The 26,348-nt window shown below is 66.6% G+C and carries 23 protein-coding genes and 2 tRNA genes; all 25 read left to right on the top strand.

The features are described 5' to 3' along the window. Positions 1–2 precede the first annotated feature (2 nt). Positions 3–758 (top strand): triose-phosphate isomerase, encoded by a 756-nt coding sequence (tpiA, locus tag HEP75_RS13770; RefSeq protein ID WP_185823894.1) that lies wholly within the window; start codon positions 3–5, stop codon positions 756–758. Between the two features lie 65 nt (positions 759–823). Next, positions 824–1,261, top strand: coding sequence for a preprotein translocase subunit SecG (secG, locus tag HEP75_RS13765; RefSeq protein ID WP_185813282.1), 438 nt, complete (start codon positions 824–826; stop codon positions 1,259–1,261). A gap of 48 nt (positions 1,262–1,309) precedes the next feature. Further along, positions 1,310–1,394 (top strand) — tRNA-Leu (locus tag HEP75_RS13760). 107 nt (positions 1,395–1,501) lie between these two features. Then, positions 1,502–1,858, top strand: coding sequence for an NADH-quinone oxidoreductase subunit A (locus HEP75_RS13755; protein WP_179563846.1), 357 nt, complete (start codon positions 1,502–1,504; stop codon positions 1,856–1,858). Continuing rightward, the gene (locus HEP75_RS13750) at positions 1,849–2,403 is read left to right on the top strand and encodes an NADH-quinone oxidoreductase subunit B (RefSeq protein ID WP_003467428.1); all 555 of its coding nucleotides are present in this window, start codon (positions 1,849–1,851) and stop codon (positions 2,401–2,403) included. Before HEP75_RS13755 ends, HEP75_RS13750 begins: the two co-directional genes overlap by 10 nt. A 34-nt stretch (positions 2,404–2,437) precedes the next feature. Further along, positions 2,438–3,187 carry an NADH-quinone oxidoreductase subunit C gene (locus HEP75_RS13745; protein WP_003467426.1) on the top strand — a complete coding sequence of 250 codons (750 nt, stop codon included), beginning with the start codon at positions 2,438–2,440 and terminating at the stop codon, positions 3,185–3,187. Beyond that, entirely contained in the window at positions 3,184–4,491 is a 1,308-nt protein-coding gene (locus tag HEP75_RS13740; protein ID WP_185813281.1) for an NADH-quinone oxidoreductase subunit D, read from the top strand. The genes HEP75_RS13745 and HEP75_RS13740 overlap by 4 nt, the downstream gene beginning before the upstream one ends. Next, positions 4,488–5,015 carry an NADH-quinone oxidoreductase subunit NuoE gene (gene nuoE / locus HEP75_RS13735; RefSeq protein ID WP_185813280.1) on the top strand — a complete coding sequence of 176 codons (528 nt, stop codon included), beginning with the start codon at positions 4,488–4,490 and terminating at the stop codon, positions 5,013–5,015. Before HEP75_RS13740 ends, nuoE begins: the two co-directional genes overlap by 4 nt. Positions 5,016–5,020: 5 nt before the next feature. Then, positions 5,021–6,364: an NADH-quinone oxidoreductase subunit NuoF gene (nuoF, locus tag HEP75_RS13730; RefSeq protein ID WP_185813279.1), complete on the top strand. Its 1,344-nt coding sequence runs from the start codon at positions 5,021–5,023 to the stop codon at positions 6,362–6,364. Next, positions 6,361–8,613, top strand: coding sequence for an NADH-quinone oxidoreductase subunit NuoG (gene nuoG / locus HEP75_RS13725; RefSeq protein ID WP_185823893.1), 2,253 nt, complete (start codon positions 6,361–6,363; stop codon positions 8,611–8,613). The genes nuoF and nuoG overlap by 4 nt, the downstream gene beginning before the upstream one ends. Further along, a complete protein-coding gene (gene nuoH, locus HEP75_RS13720) occupies positions 8,610–9,701 on the top strand; it encodes an NADH-quinone oxidoreductase subunit NuoH (protein WP_185823892.1) in 1,092 nt (363 codons plus the stop codon). Before nuoG ends, nuoH begins: the two co-directional genes overlap by 4 nt. Positions 9,702–9,704: 3 nt before the next feature. Further along, entirely contained in the window at positions 9,705–10,193 is a 489-nt protein-coding gene (gene nuoI / locus HEP75_RS13715; protein ID WP_003467418.1) for an NADH-quinone oxidoreductase subunit NuoI, read from the top strand. A gap of 9 nt (positions 10,194–10,202) precedes the next feature. Then, complete coding sequence (locus tag HEP75_RS13710; protein ID WP_185823891.1) at positions 10,203–10,853, top strand: NADH-quinone oxidoreductase subunit J; 651 nt, start codon at positions 10,203–10,205, stop codon at positions 10,851–10,853. Next, positions 10,850–11,155 (top strand): NADH-quinone oxidoreductase subunit NuoK, encoded by a 306-nt coding sequence (nuoK, locus tag HEP75_RS13705; RefSeq protein ID WP_179563852.1) that lies wholly within the window; start codon positions 10,850–10,852, stop codon positions 11,153–11,155. The genes HEP75_RS13710 and nuoK overlap by 4 nt, the downstream gene beginning before the upstream one ends. A gap of 7 nt (positions 11,156–11,162) precedes the next feature. Then, entirely contained in the window at positions 11,163–13,328 is a 2,166-nt protein-coding gene (gene nuoL / locus HEP75_RS13700) for an NADH-quinone oxidoreductase subunit L (protein WP_185823890.1), read from the top strand. 20 nt (positions 13,329–13,348) lie between these two features. Then, positions 13,349–14,851: an NADH-quinone oxidoreductase subunit M gene (locus tag HEP75_RS13695; protein ID WP_185813274.1), complete on the top strand. Its 1,503-nt coding sequence runs from the start codon at positions 13,349–13,351 to the stop codon at positions 14,849–14,851. Between the two features lie 37 nt (positions 14,852–14,888). Further along, positions 14,889–16,364, top strand: a complete 1,476-nt coding sequence (nuoN, locus tag HEP75_RS13690; RefSeq protein ID WP_185816628.1) for an NADH-quinone oxidoreductase subunit NuoN — start codon at positions 14,889–14,891, stop codon at positions 16,362–16,364. Between the two features lie 209 nt (positions 16,365–16,573). Continuing rightward, positions 16,574–16,650: transfer RNA gene (locus HEP75_RS13685), tRNA-Met, on the top strand. A gap of 208 nt (positions 16,651–16,858) precedes the next feature. Next, positions 16,859–17,518, top strand: coding sequence for a ribosome maturation factor RimP (gene rimP, locus HEP75_RS13680; protein WP_185823889.1), 660 nt, complete (start codon positions 16,859–16,861; stop codon positions 17,516–17,518). Continuing rightward, positions 17,515–19,026, top strand: a complete 1,512-nt coding sequence (gene nusA / locus HEP75_RS13675; RefSeq protein ID WP_185813272.1) for a transcription termination factor NusA — start codon at positions 17,515–17,517, stop codon at positions 19,024–19,026. The genes rimP and nusA overlap by 4 nt, the downstream gene beginning before the upstream one ends. A 92-nt stretch (positions 19,027–19,118) precedes the next feature. Beyond that, positions 19,119–21,833 carry a translation initiation factor IF-2 gene (gene infB, locus HEP75_RS13670; protein ID WP_185823888.1) on the top strand — a complete coding sequence of 905 codons (2,715 nt, stop codon included), beginning with the start codon at positions 19,119–19,121 and terminating at the stop codon, positions 21,831–21,833. A 113-nt stretch (positions 21,834–21,946) separates the two neighbouring features. Beyond that, positions 21,947–22,354: a 30S ribosome-binding factor RbfA gene (gene rbfA / locus HEP75_RS13665; protein ID WP_185823887.1), complete on the top strand. Its 408-nt coding sequence runs from the start codon at positions 21,947–21,949 to the stop codon at positions 22,352–22,354. A gap of 245 nt (positions 22,355–22,599) precedes the next feature. Further along, entirely contained in the window at positions 22,600–23,526 is a 927-nt protein-coding gene (gene truB, locus HEP75_RS13660; RefSeq protein ID WP_185823886.1) for a tRNA pseudouridine(55) synthase TruB, read from the top strand. A gap of 215 nt (positions 23,527–23,741) precedes the next feature. Continuing rightward, entirely contained in the window at positions 23,742–24,002 is a 261-nt protein-coding gene (gene rpsO / locus HEP75_RS13655; protein ID WP_003467392.1) for a 30S ribosomal protein S15, read from the top strand. Between the two features lie 164 nt (positions 24,003–24,166). Continuing rightward, positions 24,167–26,275, top strand: coding sequence for a polyribonucleotide nucleotidyltransferase (gene pnp / locus HEP75_RS13650; protein WP_185820457.1), 2,109 nt, complete (start codon positions 24,167–24,169; stop codon positions 26,273–26,275). Positions 26,276–26,348: the final 73 nt, after the last annotated feature.

The following is a 26,348-nucleotide window of genomic DNA, read 5'->3' as shown; positions in this document are numbered from 1 at the left end:
CGATGCGACGCAAGATCGTAGCCGGAAACTGGAAGCTGCACGGCAACCGCCATTTCGCCACCGCGCTGGTGCAGGAGGTGGCCGCGGGCCTGCCCGCCGACGGCGTGGAGGTGGTGATCCTGCCGCCGCTGCCGTACCTGGGCGACCTGATCGAGGATTTCGAGGACCATGCGTTGCGCTTCGGCGCGCAGGACGTGAGCAGCAACGAGAAGGGCGCCTACACCGGCGAGGTGTCGGCGGCGATGCTGGTCGATGTCGGCGCCGAGTACGGCCTGGTCGGGCATTCGGAGCGGCGCCAGTACCATCACGAGAACAGCGAGCTGGTCGCGCGCAAGTTCGCCGCGGCGCTGCATGCCGGGCTGATCCCGATCCTGTGCGTGGGCGAGACCCTGGAGCAGCGCGAGGCCGGCCAGACTGAATCGGTCATCGCCGCGCAGCTGGCGCCGGTGCTGGCGCTGGTCGGCGCGCAGGGCTTCGCCCAGGCCGTGGTCGCCTACGAGCCGGTGTGGGCGATCGGCACCGGGCGCACCGCCAGCCCGGCCCAGGCGCAGGCGGTACACGCCTTCATCCGTGGCGAAGTCGCCGCCCACGATGCTAGAATCGCTGATTCGCTGCCGCTCCTGTATGGGGGCAGCGTCAAGCCCGACAACGCCGCCGAGCTGTTCGCACAGCCGGACGTCGATGGCGGGCTGGTCGGCGGCGCTTCGCTGGTCGCCCAAGAGTTCCTGGCCATCGCGCGAGCGGCGGCCGCCCGTTAACCGAACGGTCGCCGTGCTGGCGGCCGCTCGCTACTCAAGTCGCAACTGTCCGGACGGATTTCGAAATGCTGATGGTCATCCTCAATGTGGTCTACGTGCTGGTGGCGATCGCGATGATCGCGCTGATCCTGATGCAGCGCGGTTCCGGCGCGGCGGCGGGTTCGGGCTTCGGCGCGGGTGCGTCCGGCACCGTGTTCGGATCGCGCGGCGCGTCCAACTTCCTGTCCAAGTCGACCAAGTGGCTGGCGGTGGTGTTCTTCGGCATCAGCCTGTTCATGGCCTGGTATGCCGGCCACAGCGCGCGCCCGGCCGCGGAGGCCAATCTCGGCGTGATGTCGCAGGCCGCGACTCCGTCGCCGGCCGCGCCGGCCGGCGAGCTGCAGATCCCGCAGGCCCCGGCCTCGACCGCGCCGGCCGCTGCCGCACCTGCCGCTGCGGTGCCCGCGCAGCAGCCGCCGGAAAATGCACAACAAAAGTCGCCTGCCCCATCGCAGAAAGACTGAAGACGGTTACAATATGTTGCGCGGCGGGATGCCGCGCGCGATACGCAAGCCCAGGTGGCGGAATTGGTAGACGCACTACCTTGAGGTGGTAGCGACTTAGGTCGTAGGGGTTCGAGTCCCCTCTTGGGCACCATTGTTTGGCTACGGTTTCTGCGCAGGAACGTCACGTCCCTTGCCGGAAGATCGTCTATCCCATGCCTGCGCGGCACGCGCGCGGGCACAGGCAAGAGAGAATTGCGAGTGCTGGCCGAATATTTGCCCACCCTACTGTTTCTGATCGTGGCCACCGGAATCGGCGTCGCGCTGATGCTGGTGGGACGGTTCCTCGGTCCCCGGCGTCCCGACGCGAAGAAGCTCTCGCCCTACGAGTGCGGCTTCGAGGCCTTCGAAGACGCGCGCATGAAGTTCGACGTGCGCTACTACCTGATCGCGATCCAGTTCATCGTCTTCGATCTGGAAATCATCTTCATCGTGCCGTGGACGCAGGTGTTCATGGACCTGGGCGCTCGCTCCCTGGTCACCATGGGCCTGTTCGTCGGCATGCTGTTCCTCGGTTTTATCTACGTGTGGAAGAAGGGAGCGCTGGAATGGGAGTGATTCAGACCCTGGATCGCCTGATGACCAACCCGATCCCGGAAGGGCGGGTCGACGACATCCTGCGTCCCGAAGGCGAGAACCCGTTGCTCGAGAAGGGCTACGTGACCACCAGCGTCGATGCGCTGCTGAACTGGGCGCGCACCGGCTCGATGTGGCCGATGACCTTCGGTCTGGCCTGCTGTGCGGTCGAGATGATGCACGCCGGCGCCGCGCGCCTGGACCTGGACCGCTACGGCGTGGTGTTCCGCCCGTCGCCGCGCCAGTCCGACGTGATGATCGTCGCCGGCACCCTGGTCAACAAGATGGCCCCGGCGCTGCGCAAGGTCTACGACCAGATGCCCGACCCGAAGTGGGTGATCTCGATGGGCAGCTGCGCCAACGGCGGCGGCTACTACCACTATTCGTATTCGGTGGTGCGCGGCTGCGACCGCATCGTGCCGGTGGACATCTACGTCCCGGGCTGCCCGCCGACCGCCGAAGCGCTGGTCTACGGCATCTTGCAGCTGCAGAAGAAGATCTGGCGAACCCAGACCATCGCGCGCTGATTCCTCTTACTTCTTAAGAGCACGCCAAGCCCCCATGGCAGAGCAAGCATCTTCCTTTAGCGACCGACTCGGCGCCCGTTTCCCCGGCAGCCAGGTGTTCGTGGTCCTCCCGCGTGGCGAAGTCACCCTGGAAGTGCCGGCCGACGCCTGGCACGCCACCTGCCTGGCGCTGCGCGACGAGTTCGGTTTCGAGCAATTGTCCGACCTGTGCGGCGTGGACTACCTGGGCTACGGCAGCGACGAGTGGGATACCGCCGACGTGTCGTCGCAGGGCTTCAGTCGCGGCGTCGAAGGCAAGGGCATGGGCCGTTTCGGCTGGGGCGAGTTCCCCAGCGGCGAGACCGCCGGTGACATCCAGCCGTTGCCGGTGCCGCTGCAGCGCTATGCGGTGCTCGCGCAGCTGATCTCCTATCGCCACAACCAGCGCCTGCGCGTGCGCTGCTATGCGCCGAACGAAGACCTGCCGGTGGTGGCCTCGGTCACCGACATCTGGCCGGGCGCGAATTGGTTCGAGCGCGAGGCGTTCGACCTGTTCGGCGTGGTCTTCGCCGGCCACCCGGACCTGCGCCGCATCCTCACCGACTACGGCTTCGTCGGCCATCCGTTCCGCAAGGATTTTCCGCTGATCGGCAACGTCGAAGTGCGTTACGACGAAGAGAAGCAGCGCGTGGTCTACGAGCCGGTGACCTCGGTCGAGCCGCGGGTCGGCGTGCCGCGCGTGATCCGCGACGATGCGCGCTACCAGACCGCCGCGGGCGAAGCATTCAAGGAGCCCGCCAAGTGAGCGAGTACCACCAGGCGCACGACGCCTTCGCCAGCAATCCTGCCGAAAGCAAGCAGGAGATCCGCAACTACACCATGAACTTCGGCCCGCAGCATCCGGCCGCGCATGGCGTGCTGCGCCTGATCCTGGAAATGGACGGCGAGACCGTGGTCCGCGCCGATCCACATATCGGCCTGCTGCACCGTGGCACCGAGAAGCTGGCCGAGTCCAAGCCGTTCAACCAGTCGATCGGCTACATGGACCGCCTCGACTACGTGTCGATGATGTGCAACGAGCACGCCTACGTGCGCGCGATCGAGACCCTGATGGGGATCGAGGCGCCGGAGCGCGCGCAGTACATCCGCACCATGTTCGACGAGATCACCCGCATCCTGAACCACCTGATGTGGGTCGGTTCCAACGGCCTGGATCTGGGAGCGATGGCGGTGATGCTGTACGCGTTCCGCGAGCGCGAAGAGCTGATGGACTGCTACGAGGCGGTGTCCGGCGCGCGCATGCACGCGACCTACTACCGGCCCGGCGGCGTCTATCGCGACCTGCCGGACCGCATGCCCAAGTACAAGGAATCGCGCTGGCACAAGGGCAACGCGCTGAAGCGGCTCAACGCCGCGCGCGAAGGCTCGCTGCTCGACTTCCTGGAAGACTTCACCAATACCTTCCCGGGCCGGGTCGACGAATACGAGACCCTGCTCACCGACAACCGCATCTGGAAGCAGCGCACCGTGGGCATCGGCGTGGTCACGCCGGAGCAGGCCTATGGCTGGAGCATGACCGGGGTGATGCTGCGCGGCTCGGGCATCGAGTGGGATCTGCGCAAGAAGCAGCCCTACGCCAAGTACGACGCGGTGGATTTCGACATCCCGGTCGGCACCAACGGCGACTGCTACGACCGCTATCTGGTGCGCGTGGCCGAGATGCGCGAATCCAACCGCATCATCCAGCAATGCGTGAAGTGGCTGAAGGCCAATCCTGGCCCGGTGATGGTCGAGAACTTCAAGGTCGCCCCGCCCAAGCGCGCGGAGATGAAGGACGACATGGAAGCCTTGATCCATCACTTCAAGCTGTTCAGCGAAGGCTATTGCGTGCCGGCCGGCGAGACTTATTGCGCGGTCGAGGCGCCGAAGGGCGAGTTCGGCTGCTACCTGGCGTCCGACGGCGCCAACAAGCCGTTCCGCGTGCACCTGCGTGCGCCGGGCTTCGCCCATCTGTCCTCGATGGACGCGATCGTGCGCGGGCACATGCTGGCCGACGTGGTGGCGATGATTGGTACCTATGATCTGGTGTTTGGTGAGGTCGACCGATGAAGGCGACAGGTAATTTCGAAGCGGCGCGCGACGTCGATCCGATGCTGGTGCTGAGCGACAAGACGCGCGCGCACATCGATCACTGGCTGGCCAAGTTCCCGCCGGACCGCAAGCGTTCGGCGGTGCTGCAGGGCCTGCACGCCGCGCAGGAGCAGAACCAGGGCTGGCTGACCGACGAGCTGATCGTCGGCGTGGCCAAGTATCTGGAGCTGCCGCCGGTGTGGGCCTACGAGGTCGCCAGCTTCTACTCGATGTTCGAGACCGAGAAGGTGGGCCGCAACAACGTCGCCTTCTGCACCAACATCAGCTGCTGGCTCAACGGCGCCGAAGACCTGGTCGCGCATGCGGAGAAGAAGCTCGGCTGCAAGCTGGGCCAGTCCACCGCCGATGGCCGCGTCTACCTCAAGCGCGAAGAAGAATGCCTTGCCGGCTGCGCCGGCGCGCCGATGATGGTGATCAACGGCCACTATCACGAGCAGTTGACCAAGGACAAGGTCGACGCGCTGCTGGACGGGTTGGAGTAACGGCAATGGCACAGCATCCCCACGCTCCCACCGGCCCGGTCGGGCCGGCCCCACTGCCGCACCAGGTCGTGCTGACCACGCTGCACTACGACACCCCGTGGTCGTACGAGAGCTACCTGAAGACCGGTGGCTACGCCGCGCTGCGCAAGATCCTCGAAGAGAAGATCGCGCCGGAGCAGGTGGTCGAGATGGTCAAGCAGTCGAACCTGCGCGGCCGCGGCGGCGCCGGCTTCCCGACCGGCCTGAAGTGGTCGTTCATGCCCAAGGGCGCGCCGCAGAAGTACATCCTGTGCAACTCGGACGAATCCGAGCCGGGCACCTGCAAGGACCGCGACATCCTGCGCTACAACCCGCATTCGGTGGTGGAGGGCATGGCCATCGCCTGCTACGCCACCGGCAGCACGGTGGGCTACAACTACCTGCGCGGCGAGTTCCACCACGAGCCGTTCGAGCACTTCGAACAGGCCCTGGCGGACGCCTACTCCAACGGCTGGCTGGGCAAGAACGTGCTCGGCAGCGGCGTGGACATCGACATCTACGGCGCGCTCGGCGCCGGCGCCTACATCTGCGGCGAAGAGACCGCACTGATGGAGTCGCTGGAAGGCAAGAAGGGCCAGCCGCGTTACAAGCCGCCGTTCCCGGCCAACTTCGGCCTGTACGGCAAGCCGTCGACGATCAACAACACCGAGACCTACGCCTCGGTGCCGGCGATCATCCGCAACGGCCCGGAATGGTTCCTGGGCCTGAGCAAGACCAAGAACGGCGGGCCGAAGATCTTCTCGGTCTCCGGCTGCGTGCAGAAGGGCGGCAACTTCGAGGTGCCGCTGGGCACCACCTTCGACGAACTGCTGGAAATGGCCGGCGGCCTCAAGCCGGGCCGCACGCTGAAGGGCGCGGTGCCGGGCGGCGTGTCGATGCCGGTGCTGAAGGCCGAGCAGCTCAAGGGCCTGCAGATGGACTACGACACCCTGCGCGCGCTGGGCACCGGCCTGGGCTCGGGCGCCATCGTGGTGCTCGACGACAGCGTGTGCTGCGTCAAGTTCGCCTGCCGCATCTCGCAGTTCTTCCACAAGGAATCCTGCGGTCAGTGCACCCCGTGCCGCGAGGGCACCGGCTGGATGCACCGCGTGCTCGAGCGCATCGTCGCCGGCAAGGCCACGATGGAAGACCTGCACCAGTTGAGGACGGTGGCCGGCCAGATCGAAGGCCACACCATCTGCGCGTTCGGTGAAGCGGCGGCATGGCCCATCCAGGGTTTCCTGCGCCAGTTCTGGGACGAATTCGAGTACTACATCGTCAACGGTCATTCGATGGTTGACGGCAAGAAGCTGGAGGCAGCCGCCGCATGAGCGCGCAACCCAACAATCCTGGCGCGACCCCGGCCGTGGTGCCGGAGGGACATGTGACCGTCGAGATCGACGGCCAGTCCCTGGTCGTGCCCAAGGGTTCGATGATCATCCAGGCCGCCGACAAGGCCGGCATTCCGATCCCGCGCTTCTGCTACCACGAGAAGCTGCCGATCGCGGCCAACTGCCGCATGTGCCTGGTCGACGTGGAGAAGTCGCCGAAGCCGTCGCCCGCGTGCGCGACGCCGGTGATGGACGGCATGAAGGTCGCCACGCGCAGCGAGAAGGCGCTGAAGTACCAGCGCAGCGTGATGGAGTTCCTGCTGATCAACCACCCGCTGGACTGCCCGATCTGCGATCAGGGCGGCGAGTGCGAACTGCAGGACGTGTCGCTGGGCTACGGCCGTTCGGTCAGCCGCTTCAACGAGCGCAAGCGCGTGGTGGCCGACGAGGACATCGGTCCGCTAGTCGCCACCGAGATGACCCGCTGCATCCAGTGCACGCGCTGCGTGCGCTTCACCGCGGACATCGCCGGCACCTACGAGCTGGGCGGCATGTACCGCGGCGAGAACCTGCAGATCGGCACCTATGACGGCAAGCCGCTGACCACCGAGCTGTCGGGCAATGTCATCGACGTGTGCCCGGTCGGCGCGCTGACCAACAAGGTGTTCCAGTTCCGCGCGCGTCCGTGGGAATTGACCGCGCGCGAATCGCTCGGCTACCACGATGCGATGGGCTCCAACCTGTTCCTGCACGTGCGCCGCGGCGAAGTGCTGCGCACCGTGCCGCGCGACAACGAAGCGGTCAACGAGTGCTGGCTGTCCGACCGTGACCGCTATTCGCACCAGGGCCTGTACGCCGCCGACCGCGCCACGCGGCCGCTGCGCAAGATCGATGGCCAGTGGCAGGAAGTGTCCTGGGCCGATGGCCTGGCCGCCGCCGCCGACATCCTGAAGAACAACCGCGGCGATGCGCTGGGCGTGCTCGCGCACCCGGCCACCTCCAATGAGGAAGGCGCCTTGCTGGCGCGCCTGGCCGAGGGCCTGGGCAGCGGCAACCTGGACCACCGCATCGGCAACCGCGATTTCTCCGACGCCGCCGTGGCCGAGCCGTTCGCGGTGCCGCTGGCGCAGATCGAGCAGGCCGACGTGATCGTGGTGCTGGGCAGCAACCTGCGCCACGAGCTGCCGCTGCTGCACGCCCGCATCCGCAAGGCGCGGATGCAGCGCCAGGCGCGCGTGTATTCGATCAACCCGGTCGATTTCGATTTCGCCTTCGACCAGGCCGGCAAGCAGATCGTGGCGCCATCCGGCTTCGCCGCCGCGCTCGCCGATGCGGCGTTGCGCGAAGCGGTGCAGGGCGCCGCCGGGCGTGCGGTGCTGATCGTCGGTGCGCTGGTCGAGAACCATCCGCAGGCCGCCGCGCTGCGTGCCGCCGCGCGCGACTTCGCCGCCGCCACCGGCGCGGCGCTGTGCCGCGTGCCGCAGGGCGCCAACGCGGTCGGCCTGGCCAAGCTGGGCGTGCTGCCGAGCGCGCGCGACGTGGCCGGCATGTTTGCCGAGCCGCGCAGCGCCTATGTGCTGTACGGCATCGAGCCGGGCCTGGACTTCGCCGATGCCGGCGCCGCGCGCGCCGCGCTGGGCGCGGCCAAGGTGGTGGCGTTCAGCCAATTCGCCTGCGCCTCCACCCGCGACGTCGCCGACGTGATCCTGCCGATCGGCGCGTTGCCGGAAATCGACGCGACGCTGACCAACCTGGACGGCGTCGAGCAGCTGGCGCGTGCCGCCGGCAAGCTGCCGGATCAGGCGCGCGAAGGCTGGCGGGTGCTGCGTGCGCTTGGCGGCGAACTGCAGCTGGCCGGCTTCGACTTCACCGACCTGGCCGGCCTGCGTGCCGGCGTGCAGCCGCGCAGCGTGAGCCTGCGCGGTTCGGCGCAGGCCGCGGCGGCGGGCGAGGGCATCGAAGTGGCGGCGACGCCGGCGATCTACCGCACCGATGCGGTGGTGCGCCGTGCGCCCGCGCTGCAGGCGCATCCGCTCAACGACGCGCCGGCGATCCGCCTGCATCCCGAGCACGCCGCGCAACTGGGCGTGGCCGCCGGGCAGGTGGTCAAGGTCGGCAACGCCGTCGGCAACGCGACGCTGCCGGTGGTGCTGGATCCGCGGGTCGCGGCAGGGGTGGCCTGGATCGAATCCGGCCATGGTGCGACGGCGCCGATCGGTGCCGGCCGGGTAACGGTGGTGGCTGCATGAACGAGATGCTGTTGAACGTGGTCGATCCGCTGCACCAGTGGTTCGTCGGCCTGGGCGCGATCGGCGTGGTCCTGTGGATCGTGCTGAAGATCCTGCTGATCACCATGCCGGTGATCATCTCGGTGGCGTTCTACGTGGTCTGGGAGCGCAAGCTGATCGGCTGGATGCACGTGCGCCACGGGCCGATGTACGTGGGCATGGGCATCTTCCAGGCCTTCGCCGACGTGTTCAAGCTGCTGTTCAAGGAAATCATCCAGCCCAGCAGTTCGCACAAGGCGATGTTCGTGATCGCGCCGCTGATCACCCTGGCGCCGGCGTTCGCGGCCTGGGCGGTGGTGCCGTTCGACGCCAAGCTGGTGCTGTCCAACGCCAACGCCGGCCTGCTGTACCTGCTGGCGATGACCTCGCTGGGCGTGTACGGCATCATCCTGGCCGGCTGGGCGTCCAACTCCAAGTACGCGTTCCTGGGCGCGATGCGCTCGGCCGCGCAGGTGGTCAGCTACGAGATCGCGATGGGCTTCGCCCTGGTCGGGGTGATGATCGCCGCCGGCAGCCTCAACCTGAGCATGATCGTGGCGGCGCAGGCCGGCAACTCCGGCTTCTTCGACTGGTTCCTGGTGCCGCTGTTCCCGCTGTTCATCGTGTACTGGGTGTCCGGCGTGGCCGAGACCAACCGCGCGCCGTTCGACGTGGTCGAGGGCGAGTCGGAAATCGTAGCCGGGCACATGGTCGAGTATTCGGGCGGCGCGTTCGCGCTGTTCTTCCTGGCCGAATACGCCAACATGATCCTGGTCAGCTTCCTGGTCTCGATCTTCTTCCTGGGCGGCTGGCTGAGCCCGATCCAGGGCTGGGTGACCGCGGACATCTCGCCGTGGGTCAACTGGATCTGGACCGGCGGCTGGCCGTGGCTGCTGATGAAGGTGTTGTTCTTCGCCAGCGCCTACATCTGGTTCCGCGCCAGCTTCCCGCGCTACCGCTACGACCAGATCATGCGCCTGGGCTGGAAGGTGTTCATCCCGCTGACGATCGTGTGGATCGCGGTGACGGCATTGATGGTGTTCTACGGCGTGATCCACAAGGGCGTGTAAGCGATGAATAAAGTCACCCATTACTTCAAGAGCCTGCTGCTGCTCGAGCTGCTGGGCGGCCTGTGGCTGACCCTGAAGTACACGTTCCGTCCCAAGTACACCGTGCTGTACCCGATGGAAAAGTTCCCGCAGTCGGTGCGCTTCCGCGGCCTGCACGCGCTGCGCCGTTATCCCAACGGCGAGGAACGCTGCATCGCCTGCAAGCTGTGCGAGGCGGTGTGCCCGGCGTTGGCGATCACCATCGATTCGGCCAAGCGCGAGGACGGCACCCGCCGCACGACCCGCTACGACATCGACCTGTTCAAGTGCATCTACTGCGGTTTCTGCGAGGAAAGCTGTCCGGTGGACTCGATCGTGGAAACCCACGTGCTCGAGTACCACTTCGAGAACCGCGGCGAGAACATCGTCACCAAGCCGCAGCTGCTGGCGATCGGAGACCGGCTGGAAGCCGAGATCGCCGAGCGCCGCGCCGCCGACGCCGCCTTCCGTTGAGGTCCTGAAATGGATTGGGTAAATATCGCTTTCTGGATCTTCGCCACCACCGCCGCGGTCTCCGCCGGCGCGGTGATCAGCGTGCGCAACTCGGTGTACGCAGTGCTGTGCCTGATCCTGACCTTCTTCTCCATCGCCTGCGTGTGGCTGCTGGTGGGCGCCGAGTTCCTCGGCGTGACCCTGGTGCTGGTCTACGTCGGCGCGGTGATGGTGCTGTTCCTGTTCGTGGTGATGATGCTCGACATCGATACCGCGCGGCTGCGCCAGGGCTGGGTACGCTACCTGCCGGTCGGCTTGGTCGTGGCGGTGGCGATGCTGGTGCAGATGATCACCCTGATCGGGGTCAAGGCGCGCACCGCCACTCCGTTCCCGGCCGACAACGCCGCTGCGCAGGCCGCCGACACCTCCAACATCACCTGGTTGGCCAAGACTCTGTTCACCCAGTTCCTGCTGCCGTTCGAATTCGCCGCGATCATCCTGACCGTGGCGGTGGTGGCGGCGGTGATGTTGACCCTGCGCAAGCGCACCGGCATCAAGACCCAGAACCCGGGCGAGCAGGCGCGGGTCAAGGCCGGCGACCGCTTGCGCATCGTCAAGATGGATGCCGAAAAGCCCACGCTGCACACCCCGGCTCCGGCGCCGCAGGAGGGCCAGCCATGATCACCCTAGGCCACATGCTGGCGCTCGGCGCGGTGCTGTTCTGCATCAGCCTGGCCGGCATCTTCCTCAACCGCAAGAACGTCATCGTGCTGCTGATGTCGATCGAGCTGATGCTGCTGTCGGTCAACATCAATTTCGTCGCGTTCTCGCGCGAACTCGGCGACGCCGCCGGCCAGCTGTTCGTGTTCTTCATCCTGACCGTGGCCGCGGCCGAGGCCGCCATCGGCCTCGCCATCCTGGTGACGCTGTTCCGTACCCGCCACACGATCAACGTGGCCGAAGTCGATTCGCTGAAGGGCTGACCCGTAGATGGAAATCACTCTCTCCAAGAGTCTGTTGATCGCGGTGGTGCTTGCGCCGCTGTTCGGCAGCATCGTCGCCGGCCTGTTCGGTCGCCAGGTCGGCCGCAAGGGCGCCCAGTCCGTCACCATCCTCGGCGTGGCGGTCAGCTGCGCGCTGTCGTGCTGGACCCTGTACCAGCTGGTCGGGCAGGGCGCGTCGCCGTTCAACCAGAACCTGTACACCTTCTTCGAAGTCGGCCACTACTCGGCCCACGTCGGCTTCATGGTCGACCGGCTGACCGCGATGATGATGGTGGTAGTGACCTTCGTGTCGCTGCTGGTGCACATCTACACCATCGGCTACATGGCCGAGGACCCGGGCTACCAGCGTTTCTTCAGCTACATCTCGCTGTTCACCTTCTCGATGCTGAGCCTGGTGATGAGCAACAACTTCCTGCAGCTGTTCTTCGGCTGGGAAGCGGTGGGCCTGGTGTCCTATCTGCTGATCGGTTTCTGGTTCAAGCGTCCGAGCGCGGTGTTCGCCAACATGAAGGCGTTCCTGGTCAACCGCGTCGGCGATTTCGGCTTCATCCTCGGCATCGCCGGCGTGCTGCTGTGGTTCGGCACGCTCGACTACGCCAGCGTGTTCGCCAATGCCACCGCGGTGCTCGGCAACGAGGCGGCCGGCGGCCTGGCCCAGGTACAGCTGTTCCAGGGCCACCCGTGGAACGTGGCGACGATCATCTGCATCTGCCTGTTCATCGGCGCGATGGGCAAGTCGGCGCAGGTACCGCTGCACGTGTGGCTGCCTGACTCGATGGAAGGCCCGACCCCGATCTCGGCGCTGATCCACGCCGCGACCATGGTCACCGCCGGCATCTTCATGGTGGCGCGCATGTCGCCGCTGTTCGAGCTGTCGCAGACCGCGCTGAACTTCGTGCTGTTCATCGGCGCCACCACCGCGTTCTTCACCGGCCTGATCGGCATCGTGCAGAACGACATCAAGCGCGTGGTCGCCTACTCGACGCTGTCGCAGCTGGGCTACATGACCGTGGCGCTTGGCGTGTCGGCGTACTCGGCGGCGGTGTTCCATCTGATGACCCACGCCTTCTTCAAGGCGCTGCTGTTCCTGGCCGCCGGCTCGGTGATCGTCGGCATGCACCACGAGCAGGACATGCGCAAGATGGGCGGCCTGCGCAAGTACATGCCGGTCACCTACTGGACCAGCGTGATCGGCACCCTGGCGCTGGTCGGCACCCCGTTCTTCGCCGGCTTCTATTCCAAGGACACGATCATCGAGGCGGCCGCGCACCATGCGCACGAATCGCACAACTGGATCGCGACCTACGGCTACTGGGCGGTGCTCGGCGGCGTGCTGATCACCAGCTTCTACAGCTTCCGCCTGCTGTTCCTGACCTTCCACGGCAAGGAACGCTTCCGCGATGCGCATGCGCACGACGTGCATGCACACCACGACAGCGCGCACACCGATGCCGAGGTGCAGGCGCATGCGCATGACGACCATGCGCACGACGATCACGGCCACGGCCACCATGGCGCGCACGAGCCGCACGAATCGCCGTGGGTGGTGACGGTGCCGCTGGTGCTGCTGGCGATCCCGTCGATCGCGATCGGCTTCTTCACCATCGGCCCGATGCTGTTCGGCACCGATTGGGCGGGGCACCATGCCGCGGTGGCGATCAAGGGCCAGGCGGTCGGTTTCTTCAGCGGCATCATCGACTTCTACAACCCGGCGCGCGACAGCGTCGGCGCGCTGGCCGAAGAGTTCCACGGCCCGGTCGCGTTCGCGCTGCACGGCCTGACCCAGCCGCCGTTCTTCCTGACCCTGGCCGGCTTCGCCCTGGCCTGGATCCTGTACCTGTGGAAGCCCGAGTTGGCGGCGAAGGCGCGCAAGACGTTCTCGCTGCCGGTGTGGATCCTCGAGAACAAGTACGGTTTCGACAAGCTCTGGATCGACGGCTTCGCCGGCGGCGGGCTGGGCCTGGGCAAGGTGTCGCGCGCGGTGGATACGCATGTCGTGGACGGCGTCATGGTCAACGGCACCGCGCGCGTGATCGACCTGGCGGCCAATCTGCTGCGTCGCACGCAATCCGGTTTCCTCTATCACTACGCCTTCGCGATGATCATCGGTCTCATTGCCCTGTTGGGCGTGCTGATGCATTTCTGGCGTTGACCTGTACGGAATAAGAACACGTGTCGAACTGGCCCCTACTGACTCTCCTGATCTGGCTGCCGATCCTCGGCGGCGCGCTGATCCTCGCGTTGCGCGACGCCAAGGCGGCGCGCTGGGCGTCGCTGCTGGTCGCGTTGCTGACCTTTGCCCTCAGCCTGCCGCTGCTCACCGGCTTCGACTACGCCAGCGACGCGCTGCAGTTCGTCGAGACCCATGCGTGGATCCCGGCCTACGACATCGGCTACAACCTCGGCGTCGACGGCATCGCGATCGCGCTGATCGTGCTGACCACGCTGGTAACGGTGCTGGCGCTGATCGGCGCCTGGACCTCGATCGAGAAGCGGGTCAACCAGTACGTGGCCGCGTTCCTGATCCTGGAAGGCGTCACCGTCGGCATCTTCGCCGCCACCGACGCGATGCTGTTCTACGTGTTCTTCGAGGCGATGCTGATCCCGATGTTCCTGATCATCGGCATCTGGGGCGGCCCGCGCCGCATCTACGCCGCGGTCAAGTTCTTCCTGTACACCTTCCTCGGCTCGGTGCTGATGCTGGTCGGGTTGATCTACCTGTACCTGAAGGGCGGCAGCTTCCAGCTCGCCGACCTGTACCAGCTGTCGCTGACCTCCAAGGAACAGACCTGGTTGTTCTTCGCGTTCCTGATCGCGTTCGCGGTCAAGGTGCCGATGTTCCCGGTGCACACCTGGCTGCCGGACGCGCACGTCGAGGCGCCGACCGCCGGTTCGGTGATCCTGGCCGCAATCGCGCTGAAGATCGGCGGCTACGGCTTCCTGCGCTTCAACCTGCCGATCCTGCCCGACGCCAGCAACGAATGGGCCTGGCTGGTGATCGCGCTGTCGCTGATTGCGGTGATCTACGTCGGCTTGGTCGCGCTGGTGCAGGACGACATGAAGAAGCTGATCGCGTATTCGTCGATCGCGCACATGGGCTTCGTCACCCTGGGCACCTTCATCGCCTTCGCCCTGGTCGGTTTCGGCAGCGCCGATGCGGCGCGCCTGGGCCTGCAGGGCGCGATGGTGCAGATGATCTCGCACGGCTTCGTGTCCGGCGCGATGTTCTCCTGCGTCGGCGTGCTCTACGACCGCATGCATACCCGCCGCATCGCCGACTACGGCGGCGTGGCCAACGTGATGCCGTGGTTCGCCGCGTTCTCGATGCTGTTCTTCATGGCCAATGCCGGCCTGCCGGGAACCAGCGGTTTCGTCGGCGAGTTCATGGTGCTGATGGCCAGCTTCCAGACCCATCCGCTGCTGGCCGTCGGTGCGGGCACGACCCTGGTGATCACCGCCGCCTATACCTTGTGGCTGTACCGGCGCGTGTTCTTCGGCGAAGTGGCCAATGCGCACGTGGCCGAGCTGAAGGACATCAACGGCCGCGAGGCGCTGGTGCTGGGCGTGTTTGCGGTGGGCGTGCTGGTCCTGGGCCTGTATCCGAAGCCGCTGACCGACCTGATGGAACCCTCGATCGCAAAGCTGGCGGCGCAGATCGCCACCAGCAAGCTGTAATCGGGCCGTCGAGCGAAATGATTCCAGAGATTTGATGATGACCACCCCTGCGCTACTGCCCCTGACCGCCGTCGACCTGCCGCCCCTGCTCCCCGAGCTGGTGCTGACCGGCGGCGCCTTCGCCCTGCTGATGCTCGATCTGTTCGTCAGCGAGCGCAACAAGGCCTGGACCCACATCGTCTCGGTGGCGATCCTGGTCGCGGTGTTCGCGATGCTACTCGCCGGCGTGGGCGGGCAGGGCGAGGTGTTCAACGGCATGTTCGTGCGCGACGCCGCCGCCGACGTGATGAAGACGGTGATCGTCGGCCTCAGCGCGCTGACCCTGATCTACGGCTGGAGCTACCTGCGCGAGCGCAAGCTGTACCAGGGCGAGATCCCGGTGCTGGTGCTGTTCGCCACGGTCGGCATGATGATCCTGGTCTCGGCCGGCAGCCTGCTGATGGTGTACCTGGGCCTGGAACTGCTGGCGCTGTGCTCCTACGCGCTGGTCGCGTCGAACCGCGACAACGGCATGGCCACCGAGGCGGCGATGAAGTACATCGTGCTCGGCTCGCTGGCCTCGGGCCTGCTGCTGTACGGCATGTCGCTGATCTACGGCGCCACCGGCACGCTGAGCCTGACCGGCATCCACGAGGCGATCGGCTCCACCCACGAGCGCACGTTGCTGCTGACCGGCACCATCTTCATGATCGCCGGCGTGGCGTTCAAGCTCGGCGCCGCGCCGTTCCACATGTGGCTGCCCGACGTGTACCAGGGCGCGCCGGCACCGATCGCGCTGTTCATCAGCTCGGCCTCGAAGCTGGCCGCGTTCGGCATGGCCTACCGGCTGCTGGAAGTGGGCGTCGGCCCGCTGGCCGAGCAGTGGCACTGGGTGATCGGCGGCCTGGCGGCGCTGTCGCTGCTGGTCGGCAACCTGATGGCGCTGGCGCAGAGCAACCTCAAGCGCATGCTGGCGTATTCGACTGTCTCGCACATCGGCTTCCTGCTGCTCGGCGTGGCCGGCGGCGGCGAGCGCGGCTATGCGGCGGCGCTGTTCTACGCGATCTGCTATTCGGTGATGTCCACCGCCTCGTTCGGCGCGATCATCGCGATGTCGCGCAAGGGCTTCGAGGCCGAGCACATCGACGACTTCAAGGGCCTGAACGCGCGCAACCCGTGGATGGCGCTGCTGGTGCTGTGCATCATGGCCTCGCTGGCCGGCGTGCCGCCGTTCCTGGGCTTCTGGGCCAAGCTGGCAGTGCTCGGCGCGGTGCTCGCAGTGCCGACCGACAACCTCTGGTGGACCGGCCTGGCGATCCTGTCGGTGCTGTGTGCGGTGATCGGCGCGTTCTACTACCTGCGCGTCATCAAGGTGATGTATTTCGACGAGCCGGTCGGCGAACCGTTGCCGGCCAACGACGACCGCGTGCTCGGCGTGGTGCTGGGTGTGAATGCGATCGGCTTGCTGGCACTGGGTCTGGCCTGGAGCCCGCTGATGGCGTGGTGCCAGCGCGCGTTCGCGCACCTGGCCTGATCGCGCGCGAAGCGCTGTTTTCAAGCTGTTTGCGACAACGCCGCCATCTTGGCGGCGTTGTCGTTTGTGCATCGAGCGATGCTATCGCTATTCCGTTATCGGTCGCTTGCGGTTATCATGTCGCTCGAAGACCGGCGGCATCGCCACCGGGTCGGATGAAAATCAGGGCTTGCAATAATCGCGCTGGTTCTTCATAATTCCGCTTCTGCTGCGGGGTGGAGCAGTCTGGCAGCTCGTCGGGCTCATAACCCGAAGGTCGCAGGTTCAAATCCTGCCCCCGCTACCATATTTGTCTACAGCGGCAACCAGTTCACCGGTTGCCTGCGGTAGGGAAATTTGGGCTTCGCGAAGACGCATGTTCCCGTCTTTGCAACCGGAATCCAGTTTTACCGGAGTCGTACCGGAAAGGGGCCCAACGGGCCCTTTGTCGTTTCCGGGGTCCGGGAAAACCGCCAGGACCGATTGATTTCATTCATTCAAATGCAAGGCAGGCTGTGAGCGACAAGGCAAACGAAATCGCGAATCTGCTGGGCCCGACCGTGGACGCGTTGGGCCTGGAACTGCTGGGGGCGGAATACCTGCCGGCCCCGGGCGGCGCCACGCTGCGCCTGTATATCGACGTGCCGCTGGCCGAACAGCCCGAGCGCATCGTCAATGTCGACGATTGCGAGCGGGTCAGCCGCGAAGTGTCGGCGCAGCTGGACGTGGAAGATCCGATCAGCGGCAACTACACGCTGGAAGTGTCCTCGCCCGGCGTGGACCGTCCGCTGTTCACCGCCGCGCAGTTCGCGCGCCATCAGGGCGAGTCGGCCAAGGTGGTGTTGAAGCTGCCGCAGCAGGGCCGTCGGCGCCTGCAGGGGCGCATCGCCCAGGTGGACGTGGACGCCGGCCGCATCGTGTTCGAGGTCGACGGCGCCGAACTGGCGGTGGACTTCGACAATATCGACAAGGCGCGGATCCTGCCCGACTGGGCGGCCCTGGGCCTGGCCCCGACCAAGCCGGGCAAGCCCCCCAAGCAGCCGGGTAGCACTCCCAAGCTGCCGGCCAAGCGCCCCACCAAGCGCCCCAAGCCGGCCGGCAAGACCGCAAAACCCAATAAGAAACCATCCAACGAACCGGCAGCCGACAAGGCTGCGCGCGGAGCGAAAGAATGAGCAAGGAACTGTTGCTGGTAGTCGACGCGGTGGCCAACGAAAAAGGCGTGCCGCGCGAAGTGATCTTCGACGCGATCGAGGCCGCCCTGGCCTCGGCGGCGAAGAAGCGCTACCCCGATCAGGACGTGTTAACGCGCGTCACCATCGATCACAAGGACGGCAATTACGAAACCTACCGCCGCTGGGAAGTGGTGGCCGACGACGTGGTGATGGAATCGCCGGACCGGCAGATCCGTCTGATGGACGCGGTCGACGAAGCCGAAGGCGTGGATGTGGGCGACTACATCGAAGAGCAGATCGAGAACCCGGATTTCGGGCGCATCGCCGCGCAGGCCGCCAAGCAGGTGATCGTGCAGCGCGTGCGCGAGGCCGAGCGCCAGCAGGTGGTGGACGCGTGGAAGGACCGCATCGGCGAACTGGTCACCGGCATAGTCAAGCGCGCCGAGCGCGGCAACATCTATGTCGATCTGGGCGGCAACGCCGAGGCCTTCATTCCCAAGGACAAGGGCATTCCGCGCGACGTGTTGCGTGCCGGCGACCGCGTCCGCGGCTACCTGGCCGAAGTGCGCTCGGAGCCGCGCGGCCCGCAGCTGTTCATCAGCCGCGCCGCGCCGGAATTCATGATCGAGCTGTTCAAGCTGGAAGTGCCGGAAGTGGGCCAGGGCCTGGTCGAGATCAAGGCCTGCGCGCGCGATCCGGGCGACCGCGCCAAGATCGCGGTGCTGGCGCACGACACCCGCACCGACCCGATTGGCGCCTGCATCGGCATGCGCGGTTCGCGCGTGCAGGCGGTGTCCAACGAGCTCAACGGCGAGCGCGTGGACATCGTGCTGTGGAACGACAACCCGGCCAATTTCGTCATCAACGCGATGGCGCCGGCCGAGGTGCAGTCGATCATCGTCGATGAAGAAAAGCACTCGATGGACCTGGCGGTGGCCGAAGACCGGCTGGCCCAGGCGATCGGCAAGGGCGGCCAGAACGTGCGTCTGGCCAGCCGCCTGACCGGGTGGCAGCTCAACGTGATGACCGCCGAGCAGGTCGCGGCCAAGTCCGAGGCCGAGCAGACCGTCGCCCGCCAGCTGTTCATGGAAAAGCTGGAAGTGGACGAGGAAATCGCCGCGATCCTGGTCGCCGAGGGCTTCAACTCGGTCGAGGAAATCGCCTACGTGCCGGTCGGCGAGTTGCTGGCGGTGGAAGGCTTCGACGAGGACATCGTCGAGGAGCTGCGGGCCCGCGCGCGCGATGCGCTGCTCAACGAGGCGCTGGCCGCCGAGGAAAGCGACGACAGCGGCGTGCCGGCGGCGGATTTGCTGGCGCTGGAAGGTATGGACGAGGCTACCGCGTACGCGCTGGCCAGCCATGGCGTGCGGACCAGCGAGGACCTGTCGGATCTGGCTGCGGACGAAATCCTCGAGTTCGGCATCGAGGATGTGGACCAGGAGCGCGCCGCTGCGCTCATCCTGGCAGCCCGTGCCGAGGAGATCGCCCGATTGGAACGCGGCGAATGAGTCAGCGATGAATGCCGCCCTGAACCGATCAGGGCTTAGAATCCGCGCTACCTTCGCACGCGAGGGGGCGCCAACCAGATCATAGGATCCGAATGTCGCAGCAAACCACCATCCGCAAGCTGGCCGAACTGGTGAATACGCCGGTCGATAAACTGCTGGTTCAACTGGCCGAGGCCGGAATGAAGTTCAGCGGTCCCGATCAGGTCGTGACCAGTACCGAAAAGATGAAGCTGCTCGGCTTCCTGCGCCGTACCCACGGCAAGACCGACAAGCCGGTCGAGGAAGAAGCTCAGGCCGCGCCGAAGAAGATCACCCTGAACCGGCGCAAGCTGCAGGAAGTGACGGTCAGCGCCGGTCGCAGCAAGACCACGGTCAACGTCGAGGTCCGGCAGAAGCGTACCTACGTCAAGACCGCCGAAGACCTCGCTGCCGAGCGCGCGGGCATGTCGTCGGGCGGACGGGTGGATGACGAGCGCGCCGAGATCCTGCGCAAGCTGGAAGCCTCCAAGCAGCGCAACCTGGCCGAACAGCAGAAGCTTGCCGAGCAGGACCGTGCGCGCGCCGATGAGATCGAGCGCAAGCGCAAGGAAGAGCAGGATGCGCGCGACCGCGTGGAAAATGAGCGCAAGGCCGCGCAGGCCGCCTTGGAAGCCCAGTCGGCGCCGCCGGCTGTTGCGTCCGCGGCTGCGCCTGCCTCCGCTGCGACCCCGAATGCCGGTGCCGGCACCGGTGCCGCCGCCGCGCCGCGCGCGCCGCGTCCGGCCAGCGCGCCGCACCATCCGCCGAAGCCGGCCGCGCCGCGCAGCGACGACCGCAACGCCGGCAACAAGCACAAGACCCGCGGCTCGCACGTGATGGTCGCCGGCGTCGAGGACGACGACAGCACCAGCCGCTTCGCCGGCCAGCTGCACCTGTCCGCCGCCGATCGCGCGCGCCGTTCCAACGTGCGCGGCAAGCCGCGTGGCGGCAACAGCGGCGGCCGTCGCCAGCCCGAGGTCTCGCGCAGCGGCGGCGGCGCGCATGGCTTCGAGCGTCCGACCGCACCGGTGGTGCGCGAAGTGGCGATCGGCGAGACCATCACCGTGGCCGACCTGGCGCAGAAGCTCGCGCTGAAGGGCGGCGACGTGGTCAAGGCGCTGTTCAAGATGGGCGTGATGGCCACCATCACCCAGTCCATCGACCACGACACCGCGGCGCTGATCACCGAGGAGCTCGGCCACAAGCCGGTGCGCGCGGGCAGTGCCGATGCCGAGGACGCGCTGCTGGCGCACACCGAGGACGAGCAGGGCGAGAAGCGCTCGCGGCCGCCGGTGGTCACCATCATGGGTCACGTCGATCACGGCAAGACCTCGCTGCTGGATTACATCCGCCGCACCAAGGTCGCCTCGGGCGAAGCCGGCGGCATCACCCAGCACATCGGCGCGTACCACGTCGAAACCGATCGCGGCGTCATCAGCTTCCTGGATACCCCGGGCCATGCGGCCTTCACCTCGATGCGCGCGCGCGGCGCCAAGCTGACCGACATCGTGGTGCTGGTGGTGGCGGCCGACGACGGCGTGATGCCGCAGACGATCGAGGCGGTCAAGCACGCCAAGGCGGCCGGCGTGCCGCTGATCGTGGCGGTCAACAAGATCGACAAGTCTGGCGCCGATCCGCTGCGGGTCAAGAACGAACTGCTCTCGCAGGACGTGGTCGCCGAAGAATTCGGTGGCGACACCCAGTTCGTCGAAGTCTCGGCCAAGACCGGCGCGGGCATCGACACGCTGCTCGACGCGATCTCGCTGCAGGCCGAAGTGCTGGAACTGAAGGCGGTGTTCGATGGCCGCGCCAGCGGCGTGGTGATCGAATCCTCGCTGGACAAGGGCCGTGGCCCGGTGGCGACGGTGCTGGTGCAGCAGGGCAGCCTGAAGCGCGGCGACTACCTGGTGTGCGGCGTGCAGTACGGCCGCGTGCGTGCGCTGTTCGACGAGACCGGCGGCCAGCCGGCCGAGGCCGGTCCGTCGATCCCGGTGCAGGTGCTGGGTCTGTCCGGCGTGCCGGATGCCGGCGACGACTTCGTCGTGGTCGACGACGAGCGCCTGGCCAAGGACGTGGCGCAGCAGCGCGAGGCCAAGCGCCGCGAGTCGCGCCTGGTGTCCTCGGCGGGCAGCCGCATGGAAGACATCATGTCGCAGCTCGGCAAGGGCGAAGGCCAGCTGTCGCTGAACCTGGTGATCAAGGCCGACGTGCAGGGTTCGGTGGAAGCGCTGAAGCAGTCGCTGGTGGCGCTGTCCAACGAGCAGATCCGCATCAACGTGATCCACTCCGGCGTCGGCGGCATCACCGAGTCCGATGCGAACTCGGCGCTGGCCTCCAAGGCCACGGTGATCGGCTTCAATGTGCGTGCGGACGCTTCGGCGCGGCGCATCATCGAAACCAACGGCGTGGACCTGCGCTACTTCTCGATCATCTATGACGTGATCGACCAGGTGAAGCAGGTGGCGTCCGGTCTGCTCGGCGTGGAAATCCGCGAAGAGATCATCGGTACCGCCCAGGTGCGCGACGTGTTCCGCAGCTCCAAGTTCGGCGCCGTCGCCGGCTGCATGGTCATCGAGGGCGTGGTCAAGCGCAACAAGCCGATCCGCGTGCTGCGCGACAACACCGTGGTGTTCGAGGGCGAGCTGGAATCGCTGCGTCGCTTCAAGGAGAACGTCGACGAGGTCCGCAACGGTACCGAGTGCGGTATCGGCGTGAAGGCCTACAACGACGTCAAGCCGGGCGACCAGATCGAGTGCTTCGAGCGCATCGAAGTGCAGCGCACGCTGTAAGAAGCCGGGAGTCGGGATTCGGGAATCGGGATTGGGAAAGCGGCGGCCTGGTGCGCGTCGCTCGTTCCCGTCCTTTCCCGGGTCCCGCGCTCCGAACAGAGAGATTCCGGACCATGGCAACAAAATCCTTTCACCGTACCGATCGCGTTTCCGCGCAGATCCGCCGCGACCTTGGCACGATCGTGCATTCGGCCGTGCGCGATCACGGCCTGCCGTCGGTCAGCGTTTCCGATGTCGAAGTCACCCGCGACCTGGCACATGCCAAGGTGTTCGTCACCGCATTGCTGCCCGAGCGCTCGGTCGAGGCGGTCAAGGGCCTCAAAGAGCTGGCGCCGCAACTGCGTAGCGAACTGGCACGGGCGATGAAGTTGCGCCACGTGCCCGAACTGCATTTCCACTACGACGATTCGGTCGATCGCGGCGAGCGCATCGACAACCTGCTGCGCGACATGCCAGAACTGCAGCAAACCGAAGACCACGACGGCGACGGCGACAACGAGCCGGCTCCGTCCAAGGAGTGAGCGGTCGCACGATGCGCAAGCATCGATGCCGTATGCAAGTCGTGTTGACGAGCGGCAAGCAGGTCTTCTGTGCATCGGTGGCCGTGCTGCTGCAGCATCATTGCCTGCCGTAGTCGCATCCGCTGTCCGCTGCCGCTCGGCGGCTATTTCCCCAAGTCCGGCCTGCAGCATCGCAGGCCTCACCGTCCGACTCCCGATTCGCTTTTCCGAGTCCCGAGTCCCGAGTCCCCGGTCCCGATTGCCCCATGCCCGTCTTCGGCCCCCGACTGCCCCGCATTTCCTTCCGCCGCCTCGACGGCATCGTGCTGCTCGACAAGCCGGCCGGCATGAGTTCCAACGCGGCGCTGCAGGCGGCGCGGCGGCTGTTCCGTGCCGAGAAGGGCGGCCATACCGGCAGCCTGGATCCGCTGGCCACCGGCCTGCTGCCGCTGTGCTTCGGCGAGGCGACCAAGCTGGCCGGGCTGCTGCTGGGATCGGCCAAGGCCTATGAAGCCGAGATCGTGCTCGGCGTGAGCACCGACAGCGACGATGCCGATGGCGCGGTGCTGCGCACCCGGCCGGTGCCGCCGATCGATGCGGCGACCCTGCAGGCGGCGCTGGCGCCGCTGCGCGGACGCATCCGCCAGCGCGCGCCGATCTATTCGGCACTGAAGCAGGGCGGCGAGCCGCTGTACGCCAAGGCGCGCCGCGGCGAAGCCATCGAGGCGCCGGAGCGCGAGGTCGAGGTCCACGCCATCGACGTGCTCGCCCATGAGAGCGAGCGCCTGCGCCTGCACGTGGCCTGCGGCTCCGGCACCTATATCCGCAGTCTGGCCCGCGATCTGGGCGAGGCGCTGGGCTGCGGCGCGCATATCGCCGGGCTGCGGCGCCTGTGGGTGGAGCCGTTCCGGCAACCGCAGATGGTGACCCTGGAGCGGCTGCAGCAGCTGGCCGCGAAGGAGCCGGAGGCCTTGGAAGCGCTGCTGCTGCCGCTGGCCGCCGGCCTGGTCGACTTCCCGCCGTTGCGCCTGGACCCTGCTGCGGCGCAGCGTTTCCGCATGGGCCAGCGTCTGCGCGATGCCGCCTGGGCGCCGGGCGCGGTCGCGGTGTTCGGCGACGACGGCCTGCCGCTGGGGCTGGGCCAGGTCGATGGCGGCGGGCTGCTGGCGCCGCAGCGCATGTTCAACCTCTGATCCGCGGCCTGCCGAGCGGCCCGGCGCGAGCCGCCATGGCGCCGGCCAGGTCGTGACGCGGCGTTAACACCTTGTTCGTCCGGGCTGGGGCCGGTACAATTCGGCGGCCTTTACGGCAACCCTGCGCTCCGGCGCATCCTTCGCAATCGGCGAGCCAGGCGGTGCGTCTCATCAGCACGTTCCTGCCGGCCCCGCATCTTTAGAGAAAACACACCATGTCCATCGACACCCAGAAAGTCATCGAAGAAAACAAGCGCGGCGCCGCCGACACCGGCTCCCCGGAAGTGCAGGTCGCCCTGCTGACCGCGCGCATCGAGCTGCTGACCGGCCACTTCAAGACCCACAAGAAGGACCACCACAGCCGCCGCGGCCTGCTGCAGATGGTCAACCGCCGCCGCAGCCTGCTCGACTATCTGAAGAAGAAGGATGGCGAGCGCTACAAGGCGCTGATCGAGAAGCTCGGCCTGCGTCGCTGAGGCAACGAACCCCACCGCGGCGCAGTGATGCGCCGCGGTTTTGTTTTGGGTAGTACCGTGGCCCGGGGAATGCTCCGCGCCGCCGGCCGGATCCTCCCGGCCACCCGCCAGCGGCATGGGCCGTCAGCGGTCCATTCGAAGACAGCATCATCCAAGGAAACCCCGTGGCAAAAATCACCAAAACCTTCCAGTACGGCAAGCACACCGTCACCCTCGAAACCGGCGAGATCGCCCGCCAGGCCGGCGGCGCCGTCATCGTCAAGATGGACGACACCGTACTGCTGGTCACCGCCGTCGCCGCCAAGAGCGCGCGCGAAGGTCAGGACTTCTTCCCGCTGACGGTCGACTATCAGGAGAAGTTCTACGCCGGCGGCCGCATCCCCGGCGGCTTCTTCAAGCGCGAGGGTCGTGCGACCGAGAAGGAGACGCTGATTTCGCGTCTGATCGACCGTCCGATCCGTCCGCTGTTCCCGGAGGACTACAAGAACGAAGTGCAGATCATCGCCACGGTGATGTCGATGAACCCGGACATCGACGGCGACATCGCCGCGCTGATCGGCGCCTCGGCCGCGCTGTCGCTGGCCGGCACCCCGTTCAACGGCCCGATCGGCGCTGCCAAGGTCGGCTACAAGAACGGCGAGTACATCCTCAACCCGACCATCACCGAGCTGAAGGATTCGCAGCTGGAGCTGGTCGTGGCCGGTACCGCCAACGCGGTGCTGATGGTCGAGTCCGAAGCGGCGCTGCTGTCGGAAGAAGTGATGCTGGGCGCGGTCACCTTCGGCCATCGCGAGATGCAGAAGGTCATCAACATCATCAACGAGCTGACCGTCGAAGCCGGCACCAAGCCGTCCGACTGGGTCGCCCCGGCGAAGAACGAAGGCATGATCGCGGCGCTGAAGGAAGCGGTCGGCGATCAGCTGGCCTCGGCCTTCCAGGTGCGCGACAAGCTGCAGCGTCGCGACGCGATCTCGGCGATCAAGAAGGACGTGCTGGCGCAGCTGACGCCGCGCGCCGCCGTCGAAGGCTGGGTCGTTGCCGACCTGTCCAAGGAATTCGGCGAGCTGGAATACCAGACCATGCGCGGCTCGGTGCTGAGCACCAAGGTGCGCATCGACGGCCGTGCGCTGGACACGGTGCGTCCGATCAGCGTCAAGGCCGGCGTGCTGCCGCGTACCCATGGCTCGGCGCTGTTCACCCGCGGCGAGACCCAGGCGATCGTCATCACCACGCTGGGCACCGCCCGCGACGGCCAGGTGATCGACGCGGTCAGCGGCGAGTACAAGGAAAACTTCCTGTTCCATTACAACTTCCCCCCCTACTCGGTGGGCGAGTGCGGCCGCTTCGGCGCGCCGAAGCGTCGCGAGATCGGCCACGGCCGCCTGGCCAAGCGCGGCGTGCTGGCAGTGATGCCGAGCATGGAAGAGTTCCCGTACACGATCCGCGTGGTCTCGGAAATCACCGAGTCCAACGGTTCCTCGTCGATGGCCTCGGTGTGCGGCAGCTCGCTGGCGCTGATGGACGCCGGCGTGCCGGTGAAGGCGCCGGTCGCGGGCATCGCGATGGGCCTGGTCAAGGAAGGCGACGACTTCGTGGTGCTGTCGGACATCCTGGGCGATGAAGATCACCTGGGCGACATGGACTTCAAGGTCGCCGGTACCGCCGAAGGCGTGTCCGCGCTGCAGATGGACATCAAGATCGAAGGCATCACCGAAGAGATCATGAAGCAGGCCCTGGCGCAGGCCAAGGCCGGCCGCCTGCACATCCTCGGCGAGATGGCCAGCGCGCTGACCACCCCGCGTTCGGAGCTGAGCGACTACGCGCCGCGCCTGCTGACGATCAAGATCCACCCGGACAAGATCCGCGAAGTGATCGGCAAGGGCGGCTCGACCATCCAGGCGATCACCAAGGAAACCGGCACCCAGATCGACATCCAGGACGACGGCACCATCGTCATCGCCTCGGTCAACGCGATCGCTGCGCAGGCCGCCAAGGCGCGCATCGAGCAGATCACCTCGGACGTGGAGCCGGGCCGCATCTACGAAGGCAAGGTCGCCAAGATCATGGACTTCGGTGCGTTCGTCACCATCCTGCCGGGCAAGGATGGCCTGGTGCACGTGTCGCAGATCTCCAGCGACCGCGTCGAGAAGGTCAGCGACGTGCTGAAGGAAGGCGATCTGGTCAAGGTCAAGGTGCTGGAAGTCGACAAGCAGGGCCGCATCCGCCTGTCGATGAAGGCCGTGGAAGAAGGCGAGGGCGTGACGGCCGAGTAAGCCGTCGGCGTCAACGCTGCACCAAGGAAAAAGCGGGCTTCGGCCCGCTTTTTTCATGCGCGGCGTTTGCGCG

This window comes from Xanthomonas sp. SI (genome assembly GCF_014236855.1).
Classification (GTDB): Bacteria; Pseudomonadota; Gammaproteobacteria; order Xanthomonadales; family Xanthomonadaceae; genus Xanthomonas_A.
The sequence above is the reverse complement of the archived record's forward strand: the minus strand, read 5'-3'. Positions and strand labels throughout refer to the sequence as shown.

Coding starts and splice junctions, on each gene's coding strand:
- tpiA (WP_185823894.1), top strand. CDS start 3: ATGCGACGCAAGATCGTAGCCGGAAACTGGAAGCTGCACGGCAACCGC.
- secG (WP_185813282.1), top strand. CDS start 824: ATGCTGATGGTCATCCTCAATGTGGTCTACGTGCTGGTGGCGATCGCG.
- HEP75_RS13750 (WP_003467428.1), top strand. CDS start 1,849: ATGGGAGTGATTCAGACCCTGGATCGCCTGATGACCAACCCGATCCCG.
- HEP75_RS13745 (WP_003467426.1), top strand. CDS start 2,438: ATGGCAGAGCAAGCATCTTCCTTTAGCGACCGACTCGGCGCCCGTTTC.
- nuoE (WP_185813280.1), top strand. CDS start 4,488: ATGAAGGCGACAGGTAATTTCGAAGCGGCGCGCGACGTCGATCCGATG.
- nuoF (WP_185813279.1), top strand. CDS start 5,021: ATGGCACAGCATCCCCACGCTCCCACCGGCCCGGTCGGGCCGGCCCCA.
- nuoG (WP_185823893.1), top strand. CDS start 6,361: ATGAGCGCGCAACCCAACAATCCTGGCGCGACCCCGGCCGTGGTGCCG.
- nuoH (WP_185823892.1), top strand. CDS start 8,610: ATGAACGAGATGCTGTTGAACGTGGTCGATCCGCTGCACCAGTGGTTC.
- nuoI (WP_003467418.1), top strand. CDS start 9,705: ATGAATAAAGTCACCCATTACTTCAAGAGCCTGCTGCTGCTCGAGCTG.
- HEP75_RS13710 (WP_185823891.1), top strand. CDS start 10,203: ATGGATTGGGTAAATATCGCTTTCTGGATCTTCGCCACCACCGCCGCG.
- nuoK (WP_179563852.1), top strand. CDS start 10,850: ATGATCACCCTAGGCCACATGCTGGCGCTCGGCGCGGTGCTGTTCTGC.
- nuoL (WP_185823890.1), top strand. CDS start 11,163: ATGGAAATCACTCTCTCCAAGAGTCTGTTGATCGCGGTGGTGCTTGCG.
- nuoN (WP_185816628.1), top strand. CDS start 14,889: ATGACCACCCCTGCGCTACTGCCCCTGACCGCCGTCGACCTGCCGCCC.
- nusA (WP_185813272.1), top strand. CDS start 17,515: ATGAGCAAGGAACTGTTGCTGGTAGTCGACGCGGTGGCCAACGAAAAA.
- infB (WP_185823888.1), top strand. CDS start 19,119: ATGTCGCAGCAAACCACCATCCGCAAGCTGGCCGAACTGGTGAATACG.
- rbfA (WP_185823887.1), top strand. CDS start 21,947: ATGGCAACAAAATCCTTTCACCGTACCGATCGCGTTTCCGCGCAGATC.
- truB (WP_185823886.1), top strand. CDS start 22,600: ATGCCCGTCTTCGGCCCCCGACTGCCCCGCATTTCCTTCCGCCGCCTC.
- rpsO (WP_003467392.1), top strand. CDS start 23,742: ATGTCCATCGACACCCAGAAAGTCATCGAAGAAAACAAGCGCGGCGCC.